This window comes from Streptomyces sp. D2-8 (genome assembly GCF_023184515.1).
Classification (GTDB): domain Bacteria; phylum Actinomycetota; class Actinomycetes; order Streptomycetales; family Streptomycetaceae; genus Streptomyces.
Genome location: NZ_JAAHBP010000027.1, coordinates 1 through 14368 on the forward strand (window position 1 = coordinate 1; position 14368 = coordinate 14368).

General features: G+C 65.5%; 15 protein-coding genes and 1 tRNA gene. 14 read left to right on the forward strand and 2 right to left on the reverse strand.

Features of this window, described 5'->3' with window-relative positions; translation table 11 throughout:
* Positions 1-330 precede the first annotated feature (330 nt).
* Positions 331-3558, forward strand: coding sequence for an NACHT domain-containing NTPase (locus tag G3I77_RS35390; protein WP_248510514.1), 3228 nt, complete (start codon positions 331-333; stop codon positions 3556-3558).
* Positions 3559-3900: 342 nt separating this feature from the next.
* On the opposite strand, the gene G3I77_RS35395 is transcribed toward G3I77_RS35390, so the two are convergent.
* Positions 3901-4944, reverse strand: coding sequence for a DUF1152 domain-containing protein (locus tag G3I77_RS35395; protein WP_248510723.1), 1044 nt, complete (start codon positions 4942-4944; stop codon positions 3901-3903).
* 198 nt (positions 4945-5142) lie between these two features.
* Between G3I77_RS35395 and G3I77_RS35400 the strand changes: the two genes are divergently transcribed.
* The 13 genes from G3I77_RS35400 (at position 5143) to G3I77_RS35460 (ending at position 14180) form a co-directional block, all read left to right on the forward strand.
* A complete protein-coding gene (locus G3I77_RS35400) occupies positions 5143-5883 on the forward strand; it encodes a GntR family transcriptional regulator (protein WP_248510516.1) in 741 nt (246 codons plus the stop codon).
* 276 nt (positions 5884-6159) lie between these two features.
* A complete protein-coding gene (locus G3I77_RS35405; protein ID WP_248510518.1) occupies positions 6160-6600 on the forward strand; it encodes an ATP-binding protein in 441 nt (146 codons plus the stop codon).
* A gap of 86 nt (positions 6601-6686) precedes the next feature.
* On the forward strand, positions 6687-7415 hold the full coding sequence (locus tag G3I77_RS35410; RefSeq protein ID WP_248510520.1) for a GntR family transcriptional regulator: 729 nt from the start codon (positions 6687-6689) through the stop codon (positions 7413-7415).
* A 602-nt stretch (positions 7416-8017) separates the two neighbouring features.
* Positions 8018-8368, forward strand: coding sequence for a hypothetical protein (locus G3I77_RS35415; RefSeq protein WP_248510522.1), 351 nt, complete (start codon positions 8018-8020; stop codon positions 8366-8368).
* Between the two features lie 5 nt (positions 8369-8373).
* Positions 8374-9747 (forward strand): FtsK/SpoIIIE domain-containing protein, encoded by a 1374-nt coding sequence (locus G3I77_RS35420; RefSeq protein WP_248510523.1) that lies wholly within the window; start codon positions 8374-8376, stop codon positions 9745-9747.
* An 80-nt stretch (positions 9748-9827) separates the two neighbouring features.
* Positions 9828-10484: a DUF2637 domain-containing protein gene (locus tag G3I77_RS35425; protein ID WP_248510524.1), complete on the forward strand. Its 657-nt coding sequence runs from the start codon at positions 9828-9830 to the stop codon at positions 10482-10484.
* Positions 10485-10502: 18 nt separating this feature from the next.
* The gene (locus tag G3I77_RS35430; protein ID WP_030868215.1) at positions 10503-10694 is read left to right on the forward strand and encodes a hypothetical protein; all 192 of its coding nucleotides are present in this window, start codon (positions 10503-10505) and stop codon (positions 10692-10694) included.
* Positions 10694-10885: a mobile element transfer protein gene (locus G3I77_RS35435; protein WP_030868218.1), complete on the forward strand. Its 192-nt coding sequence runs from the start codon at positions 10694-10696 to the stop codon at positions 10883-10885. Before G3I77_RS35430 ends, G3I77_RS35435 begins: the two co-directional genes overlap by 1 nt.
* A gap of 9 nt (positions 10886-10894) precedes the next feature.
* Positions 10895-11089 (forward strand): hypothetical protein, encoded by a 195-nt coding sequence (locus G3I77_RS35440; protein ID WP_030246370.1) that lies wholly within the window; start codon positions 10895-10897, stop codon positions 11087-11089.
* 26 nt (positions 11090-11115) lie between these two features.
* Positions 11116-11373 (forward strand): SpdD protein, encoded by a 258-nt coding sequence (locus G3I77_RS35445; RefSeq protein WP_248510526.1) that lies wholly within the window; start codon positions 11116-11118, stop codon positions 11371-11373.
* Positions 11374-11503: 130 nt separating this feature from the next.
* A complete protein-coding gene (locus G3I77_RS35450; protein WP_248510528.1) occupies positions 11504-12805 on the forward strand; it encodes a replication initiator in 1302 nt (433 codons plus the stop codon).
* Positions 12802-13014 carry an excisionase family DNA-binding protein gene (locus G3I77_RS35455; protein ID WP_248510531.1) on the forward strand — a complete coding sequence of 71 codons (213 nt, stop codon included), beginning with the start codon at positions 12802-12804 and terminating at the stop codon, positions 13012-13014. Before G3I77_RS35450 ends, G3I77_RS35455 begins: the two co-directional genes overlap by 4 nt.
* Complete coding sequence (locus G3I77_RS35460; protein WP_248510533.1) at positions 13014-14180, forward strand: tyrosine-type recombinase/integrase; 1167 nt, start codon at positions 13014-13016, stop codon at positions 14178-14180. Before G3I77_RS35455 ends, G3I77_RS35460 begins: the two co-directional genes overlap by 1 nt.
* A gap of 79 nt (positions 14181-14259) precedes the next feature.
* On the opposite strand, the gene G3I77_RS35465 is transcribed toward G3I77_RS35460, so the two are convergent.
* Positions 14260-14333 (reverse strand) — tRNA-Gly (locus tag G3I77_RS35465).
* Positions 14334-14368: the final 35 nt, after the last annotated feature.

Consider the following 14368-nt stretch of genomic DNA (forward strand, 5'->3'; position numbering starts at 1 on the left):
TCGCCCGCCACCGCATCAGCGTCCTGTTCGCCATGCTCCGCGACGGCACCTTCTACGAACCACGCCTCCCCGAAGCAACCGCCGCATGACCAGCTCAGGCTTGACGAAAGACATAGAGGCACCCCCCGGGTCCTGGTGTTGCCCACGGCCATGGTCAGGTGCGTGGAGCGCTGCTGTACAGCACATCCTGTGATTGCACTGCGGCGCCCGCATCGAGGACTGCGACTGAAGATAGCCGGATCACATCCGTACCTGCCTTTTGCCTGCGCACTTCATTCGGGCGACGCTAGTCTGGAGAGTCAGTGATTCATGCTCTCAGGGGGACTGGCAATGCTTGAGGTGCTGGCAGGAAAGATCGCGGGGGCGGCGCTGGGCGCGGGCGCTGGTGCTGTCGTTAGGCGCGTAGTGCCAGGACCCGGCGCTGGCCTGGCACCCGGTCCCACGTTTCCACGCTTGCGACTAAGGCAACCCACCTCAATTGAGTCTGAAGACATTGACAAGCTTGCTAAGCACGTAGCCAAACGGCTGACTGAACTAGTTGCCAAAGAATTCAGAGAGCTTGCAGAGAATGAGAAGCAGGCCGCGGCGCATCTGGCTACCGACACTATTCTTGCTTCTGGTGTAGATATATGGGAATGCGATCTAAACCCGGAGCTTTATAGTCAAAAGGTCCTGAGAGGGTCGATAGCGTCCCGCGAATCAGCCGGACTGTCGGAATCGGCGCAGTCATTTTGCGAACTCCTTATCAGGGATATCGCAGTTCAGTTGGTGCAATTTGTTACCTCCTGGCCCACCTTTGCGGCGACGGTTGAACTGGAACAGCTCAACAGGCTACGCGTTCTGGCCGATGCTGTAGAAAGCGTCAACGCCAAAATGGGGCCTGATCTGCGTTTGGAGGATTTGGATTTCGAGAGTCGTTATTCCTCTCTAGTCGTCGACGCCCTAAACCGCTTGCAGATTTTCGGCCTCGACTTGGCTGACCGAAGGAATCGGTCCTACGATTTGTCGGCAGCCTACATTACGCTTAGCGTTGCTCCAGTTAGTCAACGGCGCGCGCCCACCCTCTCGGCGTCCCGCAATTCGACGAAAAATATACATGACTCGGATGATGACGACCCGACACTTCCTATGCACATGACCTCGGAGGCTGACAAAGGGGTCGGAATGCGTGCGGAGATTGCGGTCTCCCCCTATCAGAGAATACTGCTCCGCGGGGATGCTGGTTCAGGTAAGACCACTCTGCTCCAATGGCTGGCGGTTAACGCAGCGAATAGGAGTTTCCCTGCAGACCTGGCAGAGTGGAACTCGCTGGTACCGCTCATGCTGCCATTGCGCCGATACGCCAATGCTTCTCTTCCTAATCCTTCTCAGTTCTTTCCCGTCGTTGGGACTATGCTCTGTGAGGAGATGCCCGACAAGTGGGTGCATCGCATACTAAGAGCAGGGCGAGCCCTAATTTTGATTGACGGAGTGGACGAACTCCCGGATGAACAGCGCGATGTGGCTCGCGACTGGCTCCGATCTTTGATTGCCACTTACCCGAACGCTATTTATATCGTCACTTCCCGGCCAGCAGCGGCAGAGGTCGACTGGCTGGGCGAAGACGGGTTCGCGGTGCTTGATCTGCTCCCCATGAATCAAAAAGACGTGGAAAGGTTCGTCGAGCATTGGCACAATGCAGCCAGGAATGGCGAGGATGATGCAGCGGAGTTCGAATTACTGAATCAGGGTGAGACTGATCTAATCAAATCCATCCGAGAGGAGCGACAGCTGAGGAGGCTTGCGTCCAATCCGTTGCTATGTGCACTCCTGTGCACTCTCAATCGAGACCGGCATTCTCAGCTGCCTCGCGATCGCATGGAGCTGTATCGGGCAGCTCTCGATCTACTTCTTTTGAGGCGCGATCGAGAAAGGAAGATCAATTATCCTGCACCTGCACACCTGGGGGACTCGCAGAAAAAGTCAGTGCTGGGAGGCTTCGCGCACTGGCTGATCAGAAATGGCCTCACTGACGCTTCTCGCGATCAAGCAGTGAAGCAAGTGGGCATATCGCTTCAGTCAATGCCGGCGGTGGAGTCGGATGCTGCTGCAGTATTTGATTACCTACTCGTTAGGAGCGGCTGCCTCAGGGAGCCAGTCCCGGAACGTGTCGATTTCATCCACCGTACTTTCCAGGAGTATCTGGCTGCCGCACGCATAGTCGAGATCGATGATTTTGACAATCTTCTTGCCAATGCGCATCTAGATCAATGGCACGAAGTCTTCGTAATGGCAGTAGGTCACGCAAGGCCTAAAGAGCGCTCGATACTTTTGTCAGGCCTTATAAAACGAGGCGAGTGTGACACTGAGCATAAAAAACGGCTCCACTTGCTTGCTGCGGCATGCCTTGAGACGGCAACAGAATGTGACCCTCCGAACGTGTATACGCAAGTTCGTGAGATCACTGCGGAATTGATCCCGCCGCGGCGTATCACAGATGCGAAGGAACTGGCCGCCGCAGGTGACATGGTAATCCCGCTTATTCCGAAAAGAAGGCTATCAGCGAACGAGGCGGTGGCCACCATCAGAATGGCGGCAATTGTCGGCGGCGATGGTGCGCTCTCTCTGATCAGTCGCCATGCGCGCGACAAAAGAGTGACTGTGCAGCGGGAGATTCGGCAAGCATGGGAGTATTTTGATGCCGAAGAGTATGCGAGTATGGTGCTTTCGAAGAACCCTGAATACTGGGATTCCTTGGAAGTCTACCTCCCGCATATGCTTCCAGCTCTGCGTCATCTAACAGAGTTGCGTGAACTCACAGTTGTTTGTCCTTTTCAAGGGGCCGAATGGATGCGAGGGCTGGCAAAGCTTGAAGTACTGCATTTCCACAGAGGGGCTACAGGATTGGCTTTCGAGGACATAGCTGCGGCGCTTCCCCAGCTGCGCGGTTTGTCCATGATGACGCGAGAATCGGTAGGCTCCTTCAGTCACCTTTCAGGTTTGCAACATCTGGAATATCTGAACATCTTTCGCGGCAGGGGTGTGGATTTCGATTTGTCACCTTTCCCGCGTCTGCCAAGTCTGAAGCGACTGATGCTGCATAACCAGGTAGGAGATCTTGACTTCGCCAGCCTGGCCGAAGGGGCTCCCCAACTTGAGACGTTGTGGCTATCGCCCAACGGGTTCGTGGAACATCTGGCGGGTATTGGCAATCTGCGCAACCTTGAGCGACTTAATATCAGTGTGGGCGAGCAAACTGACCTAGCAGCATTGTCTGGACTTCACCGCCTGCGGTCGCTAACGATTCGCGTCAACTCGCCGGTGAATTTGGATGCTCTGGTAGAGATCAGATCACTCCGGGACGTTAGATTTTCCCCCAATGATGGGAATCGCGATATTAACCTCCCGGAGTTCGACCTCCGCCCCTTTATCGATTCGGGTCGCGAGTGGAGAATTCATGTCTCTGCGCGATTCGAGAATATATTTATCGGCAATGACCACCCTGCTGTGAGAGCTGATTTGATCACCGCAGGGACTCCGGCGTGGAGATTTCTGATCAATCAGCCCGAGGGGAACTAGCTGAGGTCGGTGGAGCGGCTTTGGGGTGGCGCTGCTTTGGCGCGAGTGATCATGGCCCCGTAAGCTTCCGGCGCGTCGGGCAGTCTGTGGACCTGCCCGGTAAAGCACGACGTTGGGGCCATGATCTTCGAGGCTCGCGCCAAAGTGGCTCCGTAAAGCCGTGGAGCCGACCGCCCCAGCCACGATGTACCCCTTCTCTGGCATCAGGCGGCTGATCGTTGTGCGCGCGGCACGGGCGCCGGCCGGGCTGGAGCGGGGCGGAGACAGGAGCGCAGGCCCGGCCGGGGGCCGGGCCGCGCGCGGGGAGCGGAGCGAGCCGCCTTGAACCCGCAAAGAAGGTTGTTACTCAGTAGTGGCTGCGATGCGCCACAAGGGAGCGTCGTACTGCTTCGGACGGCTGCTGATGAGCAGCTGGCGTAGGTCCTCGCGCAAGGAGCCGTTGAGGTTCAAGGCCTCTGTGATGCGGCGGAACGTCGTGTGGGTAACCCCGTGGCTCCCGGCCTCGGCTTCGAACTGGTCGAGCTGGGACAGTACGGCCTCAGGGTCGAGCTGCACGGGTGGCTGGTCCTTGAGCCACGCGGCCTTGTTGCGTTCGTAGTCGATTTCCGAGTAGCCGCAGATTTCGCGGCTGTGTGCCTCGACCTCGTCCAGGGTGGCGGTCGTCAGGATGGCGCGGGCCAACTGGTTGCGGGTGATCGCCTCGTCCAAGTCGACCTCATGGACCGTCGGTCCCTCGTCAGTGAGGGGCACCGGGAGGCCGGCGTCTCGCATCTCGCAGGTGCCGCGTACGCCTCGGGCTGTCGCTGCGAGCATCCCGGTTGCCTCGGAGGGGTGCCATTCCAGGACCGAGCTGATCGGCTCGGTGTCCTTCGCTGTGAGGGTGTGGATGAGCGGGCCGAGCGCTCCGCGCAGTTCGTCGAGAGGGAGTTCGCCATCGAGGGCGGGGCCCGTCACCAAGAGGCGGACGGGAGCGTTCACCTGGCAGCACGCGGCGAGTGTGACGGCGTCGGCAAGCGGGCTTTTCAACGTCGGCTCGTCGCCGCGGGCGAGGATGTCGCCGCCCACGTCCAGGAGGTCGATCGACTCTGGTGACAAGTGGTCGACCAGCTCTTCGAGTTGGCGGGTGACGCCCTCGACCCCAGAGCGCGGATCGATCAGCGCGAACGTGTGCCGGAGCTCTGCTGCGAGTCGGGGGAGAGTCGAGCCCGCCGGAGCGATCGGGCGGGCCTCGGCCGGCACTGCCCAGACTGCTGGTGTGAGGGGTTGGAGGCCGGTGAAGTTGTCCGGTCCTCGGGGACCCGGAACCGGGTCGATCAGGAGGCGGTCCCACGCGTACGTGAGGATCACCGCCTGGTCCTCGTCGCCGTAGAGGGCGGCGTGAATCATTGCGGCGGCGACTGCGTCGCCCCCTCCTCCTGCTGCGACGATCAACCGCGTCATGCGTCTCAGCGTACGGGGTGGAGGGTTGACCACTCACCCTATAGTGGCTAGAGGCCATAGCCACTTGTATTGAGAAGCAGGCCTCAGCTCGGTAGCGGGGTGCCCGACTACTCGCCTGGGGCTCGCCTTGGGTGAGGAGGACTGATGCCGCAGATCGAGGAGGCTCAGCCGAAGTATCTCCAGATCGCGCACTACATCCGTGATCAGATTCTTCGGGGTGACCTGCGACCGGGTGACGAGGTGCCGTCCGAACGGCAGTTGGCGGCGGACTGGAAGGTGTCCCGGCCCACGGCCGCACGGTCGTTGGAAGCGCTGAGTCATCAAGGGCTCGTCGAGAAGCGTCAGGGGTCGGGCACGTACGTGCGCAGCCTCGAAGTCAATCGGCGGGCTCGTGAGCTGTACGGGCGTGCTCGGCAGACCGGGAAGATCTACACACCGGGCGAGTACGCCGTGATCACCTCTGCTGGTTGGCTGGATGCGCCGGACCACGTGGCTGAGGCGCTGGGTCTGGTGAAGGACCGTCGGGCGGTGCACCGGCGGCGTGTGACCAACAACCAGGACGGGCCGATCACGCTCTCCACCTCGTGGTTCGCTCCGGATGTCGGTCAACGTGCGCCGAAGCTTCTGGAGCCGGAGCGGATCCAAGAGGGGACGCTGCTGTACGTCGAGAACATGACCGGACGGCAGGGGAGTTACGCGGAAGATCGCATGTGCGCGCGTGGGGCCACGGAGGAAGAGGCCGAGGACCTTCAACTTGAGGCTGGCTCCGCCGTGCTGATCGTGCACCACGTCGTCTTCGACCTCCAGGACCGGCCGTTGGAGTTCGCTGAGGCCACCTACCCGCCGCATCGTTGGGCGTTCGAGCAGGGCTACCCCCTCACCTGAGGGGGCCAGTTGCGGCGAATCGCTTGCGTCCGTCAAGTGGCTAATGCCACTATCCAGGAAGTGGCTAAGGCCACTTCACTGGGAGGAGGCGCGGTGTGACGAGTCAGCGGCCGGATCAGGGCACGCAGTTACCTTGCCGGGGTTGCCGGGGGCGCGGTTGGAAGCGCGTCGGCTCGCGAACGACCCTGGCGCTTGCCACCGTCGCCGACCGCACCCGCGCCACATCGAAGCGGCGCTGCCTCGACTGCGACGGTAGCGGCAGGAAGTGAGCACTTGATGGCCTACATGATCGACCGCTACCCGTCTGAGGAATCACCGCGCCTCGGTGCGATGACCTTGCACCCTGTCGCTGAGTCCGTACCGCGGGCTCGGCGTTGGTTCCGCAAGTTCATCGCCCCGTACAACCCGGCCTGCTCCGTCGACGACTGTGCGCTCATGATCTCGGAGCTGGTGACCAACGCCATCGCTTACGGCCGGTCGGACGAACCCTGGCTCGTACGGGTCGAGTGGTTCCGTGAGGGGACCTCGCTCCGGGTCGACGTGCACAACCCCGGCTTTCCGGCGAACGTGCGGCTGAGGCATCCCGACGCCAACGACTCCCACGGGCGTGGGCTGCTCCTGGTCGATTCCCTGGCCGAGTCGTGGCACGCTGCACCGAGCTGCTTCGGCGGAACCGTCGTCTCCTTCGTGGTGGCCGATGCCTGGCCCGGAAGGTAAGAGTTCGCTCCGCTTCTACTCCCACAATCGAAGATTCGCTAGTCTGGTTGACCAGTTGACTTGGCTAATCCCGACAGGCGGCGTTCATGGCGTATGAAGTGGAGCCACCGAAGTACGTGCGCCTCGCACAGACGATCCAGCGTCGCATCGAGGACGGTACGTACCCGCCTGGCACTCGGGTGCCCAGCGAGAATCAGTTGGTGCAGTCCTTCGGGATGTCCCGACCGACCGTCGTGCGGGCGCTGGAACTGCTGAAGCGTGATGGCTGGCTGGAGTCCCGGCAGGGGTACGGCACGATCGTTCGGGACCGGCCGGAAGTGGTCGAGCAGAAGGACAGGCGGGGGCGAGAGGCTCTGGAGCGCGATGAGTCCCAGACTCCGGGTCGCCTCGTGGAAGTCGCTGAAGTCGTTGTCCCGGCGCGAGTCGCCTCAGCGCTCGGCTTGCCGAAGAAGGCCAAAGTCCTCATGCGTCGCCTCCTCGTTGAGGAGGAAGGCGAAGCAGTTGAGCTGGTCTCGTCGTACTTCCCCGCCGGCCTGGCAGAGGACACTGAGCTGGCGAGCGCTGAAGTGCTCGCTGGCAGTGTGCGCGAGCACCTGGAAGCGAGGAAGAAGATCCGGTTCGACCATGTCACGGAGCGGGTCTCAGCTCGGCTCCCTGGGACAGGTGAAGCCGGGCTCTTGGGCCTGCCGGACGGTGTGCCCGTGCTGAGCGTCCTGGTCATCGCGTGCGACGCGTCAGGGCAGGCGTTGCAGGTTTCTGACGTGCTGCTTCCTGCTGACCGACAGGAACTCGAAGATACCTATCGGCTCAGCTGACGGGTGAACCGGTAACTGCGCCTCAGGCTCGAGGTCGTCGGCTGGCAAGTCGGTAGATCACGTACGTAAGCGCCAGGATGAAGTCGGCGGCTACCCAGAACGCGACGATCAGGCCCACCCCGATCGTGGTTCCGACGTCGCTCGCGTCCTCGCAGAGCTTCAGGTCCTCTCCCGTCAGGCCCCGGCAACCTTCGGGCGTACCGCTGGCCGTCGAGGCGCCCAAAATGACCCAGATCAAAAACAAGATCTGTACGGCGAGGAAGACCCACAGGAAGACCCGCCGCCGCCTCCTCGGCGGCGGTGCCGTACTGCCCTGGTACGGAGGCTGACTTGAGGGTGATCCTTGAGGCGCTCCCGGCCAGGTGCCCGGCGGCGGTGCTGCTCCTTGTGGAGTACGAGGGCCCCATGACTGTGGTTCTGGAGCGCGGTTCTTCTTACTCATTTTGCGCCCTCCCTTGCTGCTGAACTCCATGGTGCGCTCGGGGCTCCAGGGCCGCTCGCCGACCACCGCGAAGTCACTTGACAAGTCAACCTGGCATCCGTAGGAGCTTGCTAAGTCAACTTGTCAGGTTGGCAGGTTGATCGACTCAGAGGAGAAATCTGTGCGTGTGATCCGTATTGACGCCTCGGCCGCCACGATCCTGCTCACCGAAGCGCCGGCGCCGAAGGTGCGTGACCGGCAGACCGGTGAGATCGCCAAGGACGCCGTGAGCGGTGAGGCGCTGATGACGGTCGGCGTCGTGTACATCGACGAGGGCGAGTCGTCGCTGCTCCAGGTCACCGTCCCCGAGAGCGGTGTGACGGACGGACTGACCGTCGGGGCCCCGGTCTCGCTGCCGGGGCTCATCGCCCGGCCGTGGGAGAGCGTCTTCAACGGGCAGCAGCGGCACGGCATCGCCTACCGGGCGACCGCCGTTGCTCCCGGCGCCTTCCTGATGGAGCAGGCGGGCTGATCGTCGTGACCGACCTGGTGACGTGGGCCGAGCTGGGCGGGTCGCTCGCTGCGATAGGCGGCGCGGCCTACGCCCGGCATGCCCATCCGGCGGCGTACTGGTCCACGGTCGGGCTGCCCGTCTCTGTGGCCCGGCTGCTGGCCTCCTACACCTCCACCATGGACGCGTGCGGCCTGACGGTCGAGCCGCCCCGGTGGCGTGCCCTGGCCGTCAAGGCCACGACTCGCCGTGAGGTCCGGCCGGTGCCTCCTCGCCGGGGCATGATCCGGCCCACCTCGACCGGTCTGCGGATTCGGCTGCGGCTGGCTCCGGGCCAGGAACCGGCGGACGTGGCGGCCTCGGCCGAACGGCTCCGGCACGCCTGGGGCGTTCACGCCGTCTATGTGCGGGACGTCAAGCCCGGCGTCGTGGAACTGCGGCTCGTCGGCTTCGACGTCCTGCGGAACGTGCGGATGCCTCGCCGAACCGAAGCTGGTCCGCTCCGCGTGTCGGTGGCTCTGCGGGAGGACGCAACCGCCTTCGTACGGGACTACCGGGCCGTACCCCACGAACTCGTGCTCGGCGCCACGCTGTCCGGCAAGTCCATGTTCCTGCGGAACCTGCTCGCCGGGCTGGCCGCTCAGCCGGTGGTCCTAGTCGGGATCGACTGCAAGCGCGGTGTGGAGCTTGCGCCGTTCGCTCCCCGGCTTTCGGCGCTGGCGACCGACCCGGAGCAGGCGGCCGAGCTGCTGCCCGTGCTCGTCAAGGAAATGGAGGACCGATATGACCTGATCAAGGCGCGGCAGGGCGTCGCCCCTGGTACCCCGGATGAGCTGATCACCTCGGACGTCTGGGGCCTGCCGGAGGACGAACGCCCGGCTCCCATCGTGCTGTTCGTCGACGAAGTGGCGGAACTCTTCCTCGTCGCCACAAGGAAGGAGGAGGAGCGACGGGACGAGATGGTCACCCAGCTCATCCGGCTCGCCCAGCTCGGCCGTGCGGCCGGCATCTACCTGGAGGTCTGCGGGCAGCGCTTCGGGGCCGAGCTGGGCAAGGGAGCGACCATGCTCCGGGCTCAGCTCACCGGCCGTGTCTGCCATCGGGTGAACGACGAAGCGTCCGCGAAGATGGCGCTCGGTGACATCGCCCCTGAGGCTGTCGTGGCCTCCTGCGCCATCGCCGCCGAGTTGCCCGGCCTCGCCATCGTCGGCGACACGTCCGGCGGCTGGTCCCGCATCCGCACCCCTCACCTGTCCCTCGCCGACGCTGCGGCCACCTGCCGCGAGACGGCACACCTCGCCCCGGACGTTCCGGCGCTCGCACCGTTCCGCCCCTACGCCCCTCCCGTGCCGGTGAAGGAGTCCGGCCCCCTGGCCACTCCTCAGCCGATCACCGAGTAACCAACCCGCTCCCACGGTCGGCGCGGCCGTCCCGCGCCAAGTCCCTACCCCACCCATGCCCGGAACTGGAAGGAGTGGCCGTGCGCGCCCTGCCCGTCCGCGTGGACGCCGTGCTCGTTCAAGCGGTGATCGCCGCCGCGCTGTCCTTCGCTCACCTGCATGACCTGGCGCTCGCTGCCGGACAGGACGGCTGGAAGGCGTGGGCCTATCCGGTCTCCGTCGACCTGCTGTTGGTGGCGGCCTGGCGGCGCCTGCGCTCCGGTGAGTCGAAGACGGCCGGGTGGTGCTGGTTCCTCGTCGCACTGACGGCGTCCCTCGGCGCCAACGTCGCCACCGCCGGTCTGCTCGACCTGGAGAACGTACCGGCCTGGCTCCGCATCCTCGTCGCCGGTTGGCCCGCGGTCGCCTTCCTCGGCGGCACGCTGCTCGCTCACGGAGCAGCGCATCCCAGCGCGGACCCGGCGACGGCACCGGAACCACCTTCGACGGCACAGGCGCCAGGACCGACCGCCGCAGACATCGAGCCGCCCACGGCTGCGCCCGAACTGCCAGCCACCGCGCCGGAGTCGGCTTCGCCGCCTCCATCCCCGGTACCGCCCGCGCTCGTCACCCTCGCCCGCAAGGTCGCCGACGAACACCGCGCCCGGACCGGGACCGACATCGACACCTCGACCCTTCGCGCCCGGCTCGGTGTGCCCATGCCGCTCGCCGAAGCCATCACCACCCAACTCACCTGACCCGGAGGAGTCTCCCCCTTGCGCCCGTCCACGCTCCGCGCGCTGAAGCGCGCCGCCGAGCTGACCCGACAGAACCGCCTGACCGAAGCCGTGCTGATCGCAGAGCCGGTCATCCTCGCCGCCGACAGCTACGAGGGCGACGAGATCTTGCGCTGGCTGGCCGACCACGTCACCGACTTCACCGGCGAGACCGACAAGGAGATCCCCTGATGTCCGCCAACCGCCGTTTCCGCCGCGTCGTCCGCATCGGCCCCGTCCAGGTCGCCACCTACTACGACGGCCGGGGCCGCGAGAAGCACACCGCCGCCTGCACCGCTCCGCGGTGCGGCTTCTCCACCGACTACGACAGTCGCGCCGCCGCCGAGCTGGCCGCGCGCACCCACCGCTGCCGCGTCCGCTGAGGAGCTCCCGTGACCGTCTCGCTGCCGCTCGTCTTCGTCCTGGGCGTCATCGCCTGGGCCGCGATCAAGTTCCTCGGCATCCGCCTCTGGGTCGCCGTCGTGATCGCGCTGTTCGGCTTCTGGCTCTCACACACCATCCTCGCCCCGGCCATCGAGTCCGGCACCCGCTCCGGGGTCGACGTCGTCAACGGCACCCACGAATGACACCACGACCGACAAGGAGTCCCGCGATGTTCCGCCCCAAGCTGCCCGACACCCCGCACGTCCCGAGCATCACCACCCACATCCCGCAGGACCACGCCCCGGCTCCCTCCGCCGGCCGCTCCGTCGCCCCGTTCGTGGGGGTCGGCGCCGGTGCGGTGGCCGCCGTAGTGGTCGTCGGCGTCGTCCTCACCGCGCTCCTGGCGGCGGTCGCCGTCTCGGCCGTGTCCGTGGCCATCGCCGCCGTGGTCCTGCGCTCCCTCGTCACCGGCGCGAACAAGCACTGACCGGCCGCCGGGGCGGCAAACGCCGCCAAGCATCCCGCCGCCCCGGGGCCGTCCCTCCCAACCGCCGAAACAGCCGAAAGGAAGACCCATCATCACCCGGCAGACTCCGCCCCCGCTGGCGGAACTCTCCATGCTGGCCTCCCTCGGCACCATGCCCGAGCTGGCCCGCCAACTCTCCGGCCTGGGCGGCTGCACCAACCCCGTGCGCCTCGACGGCCACCGCACCGAGTACGCGGTCGACCGGACGACCGGAGAGATCGGGCGCGTCCTCCACCACCTCGACTCGTCCTCCCTGCCCGCCGGAAGTCTCCTCGTCCGCTGCAACAACCGCCGTGCCACCCGCTGCGCGGCCTGCGCGGAGGTCTACCGCCGCGACACCTTCCACCTGATCACCGCCGGACTCCGCGGCGGCAAGGGCACCGCCGAACAGGTCGGCACGCACCCTCGCGTGTTCGCCACCTTCACCGCGCCGAGCTTCGGCCCGGTCCACAACCGCCCCTCCAGCGGGCGGCCCTGCCGCTGCGGTACCCGGCACGACGACACAGACCCGGCCCTCGGCACGCCCCTCGATCCGGACACGTACGACTACGAAGCGGCCGTGCTCTGGAACGCCCACGCAGGCTCCCTCTGGCGGCGATTCTCGATCTACCTGCGCCGTGAGATCGCCAAGCGCGCCGGACTCACCCAACGCGCGTTTCGGCATCACGCGCGCGTCTCCTTCGCCAAGGTCGCCGAGTACCAGAAGCGGGGCGCTGTCCACTTCCACGCGGTCATCCGCCTCGACGGCCCGGAGGGTGGCGACACGGCTCCTCCGGCCTGGGCGTCCGCCGAGCTGCTGACCGACGCGATCCGTGCCGCAGCCACCGCCACACGCGTCAATGGACCGCACGTCGACGGCCGTGCCCACACCTTCGCCTTCGGCAGCCAGCTCGACGTGCGCACCATCCGCTCCGCCGACTTCGACGGCGGCCAGGAGCTGACCGAACGGACCGTAGCCGCGTACATCGCCAAGTACGCCACCAAGGGCGCCGAGACAGCGACCGGCACCCTGGACCGGCCGATCCGCTTCCTCGCCGAACTGGCACAGGCCCGGATCACCGACCACGCCCGCCGCATGATCCGAACCGCCTGGACCCTCGGCGCACGCAAGGACCTCGAACACCTCCGCCTGCGCGCCTGGGCCCACATGCTCGGCTTCCGCGGCCACTTCTCCACCAAGTCCCGCCGCTACTCCACCACCCTCGGCGCTCTCCGTAACGCCCGCGCCGCATGGCGCCGCGCCCAAGCCGCCACGGCCGCTCCCCAGGACGGCGAAACCACGCTCGTCCTCGCCCACTGGGTCTTCGCCGGAACCGGCCTCAGCACCGGTGAGCAATGGCTGGCCGCATCCCTCGAACCCGCCCCCGGAACGGAAGGAGAGCCCACTACATGAACGACCGGTACCTGTCCGTCGACCAGGTCGCCGAGCTGCTCGGTACGACTCCCCGCTTCCCCCGGCGGCTCATCGAGGAACGGCGCATCCGGTACGTGAAGGTCGGCCGGCATGTGCGCATCCCGGAGAGCGCCATCGAGGAGTTCGTTCGGTCCAGGACCGTCGAGCCGGTCAAGCCTCGTCGCGCCGCACTTCGGAGGGCTGCCTAATGGCGAACAAGAAGGGGAGGCGTCGCCGCTTCGGTGCGGTGCGGCAGTACAGGTCCGGCCGCTGGACCGCGTCATATCTCGGGCCCAACGGTGAGCGCATTCGCGCGGAGGATACCTTCGACACCAAGAAGGACGCCGAGATCTGGCTCTCCCAGGTAGAGGCGGACCTCAGCCGCGGGGACTGGCGCGCCCCGGACGCCGGAGCCGTCAACTTCCGCGTGTATGCCGAGAAGTGGGTCGAGGAGCGGGAGCTGTCCGTCCGTACCGACGACCTGTACAAGCATCTCCTTCGCCTGTACATCCTCCCGACCTTCGGCCCGCTCGACCTGGACGAGGTCACCGCTCCCCGAGTCCGCGAGTGGCGAGCCGAGCGACTCCGCACCACCGGAGCCAAGACAGCCGTAGCCAAGGCGTATCGCCTCCTCAAGGCCATCCTGGAGACGGCCGTGGACGACGACCTGATCAGTCGCAATCCGTGCCGCATCAAGGGCGCGGGCAAGGAGTCGGCCGCCGAACGTCGTATCGCCACCGTCGCCCAGGTCGACGCTCTCGCCGATGCGATCGGCATCCGCTGGCGCCTCATGGTCTACCTGGGCGCGTACGGTCCGATGCGACCGGAGGAGCTGGCCGGCCTTCGCCGCCGAGACGTCGACCTGGACAACCTCGTCATCCGCGTCCGCGTGGCCGAGCCCGAGCGGACGAACGGCAGACGCGCTCCCGGCGAGACCAAATCCGATGCGGGCATTCGCACGGTCGTCCTCCCGGCCTTCCTGCACAAGGAGGTGAAGCGGCACCTGTCTTGGTACGCGGAGAAGGGACCCGAAGGCCTGTTATTCGTGGGGGAGAAGGGCGCGCCCTTCCGGCGTACCTCCTTCGGCCGGAAGTGGCGCCGCGCTCGCACGGTCGCCGGTCTCCCGGACGGCTTCCGCTTCTACGACCTCCGGCACACCGGGCATACCCTTTCGACCCGCTCCGGCGCCACCCTCAAGGACACGATGGTCCGTGCCGGGCAATCCTCCGAGAAGGCCGCGCTGATCTACCAGCACTCCGACGAGGAGCGGCAGCGGGAGGTGGCCGCCGGGCTCGACGACCTGGTGCGCGCCGAGCGTGCGAAGTGCCACAAGGACGACCACGCGCGCCACAGCGAGGAGGCTGCCGGGGGCTAATGGTGCGGTTGTGGTGCGGGACCGGCTTACCGGTCTAGACAACAAAGAACCCCCGGGCATCTGACCTGGGGGTTTCACATGGAGCGGGTGACGAGAATCGAACTCGCGCTCTCAGCTTGGGAAGCTGATGTTCTACCATTAAACTACACCCGCGTAAGACGCCGACGGAGTCGGTGTCCGAACGGTCG

Coding starts and splice junctions, on each gene's coding strand:
- G3I77_RS35390 (WP_248510514.1), top strand. CDS start 331: ATGCTTGAGGTGCTGGCAGGAAAGATCGCGGGGGCGGCGCTGGGCGCG.
- G3I77_RS35395 (WP_248510723.1), bottom strand. CDS start 4,944: ATGATTCACGCCGCCCTCTACGGCGACGAGGACCAGGCGGTGATCCTC.
- G3I77_RS35400 (WP_248510516.1), top strand. CDS start 5,143: ATGCCGCAGATCGAGGAGGCTCAGCCGAAGTATCTCCAGATCGCGCAC.
- G3I77_RS35405 (WP_248510518.1), top strand. CDS start 6,160: ATGGCCTACATGATCGACCGCTACCCGTCTGAGGAATCACCGCGCCTC.
- G3I77_RS35410 (WP_248510520.1), top strand. CDS start 6,687: ATGGCGTATGAAGTGGAGCCACCGAAGTACGTGCGCCTCGCACAGACG.
- G3I77_RS35435 (WP_030868218.1), top strand. CDS start 10,694: ATGTCCGCCAACCGCCGTTTCCGCCGCGTCGTCCGCATCGGCCCCGTC.
- G3I77_RS35445 (WP_248510526.1), top strand. CDS start 11,116: ATGTTCCGCCCCAAGCTGCCCGACACCCCGCACGTCCCGAGCATCACC.
- G3I77_RS35450 (WP_248510528.1), top strand. CDS start 11,504: ATGCTGGCCTCCCTCGGCACCATGCCCGAGCTGGCCCGCCAACTCTCC.
- G3I77_RS35455 (WP_248510531.1), top strand. CDS start 12,802: ATGAACGACCGGTACCTGTCCGTCGACCAGGTCGCCGAGCTGCTCGGT.
- G3I77_RS35460 (WP_248510533.1), top strand. CDS start 13,014: ATGGCGAACAAGAAGGGGAGGCGTCGCCGCTTCGGTGCGGTGCGGCAG.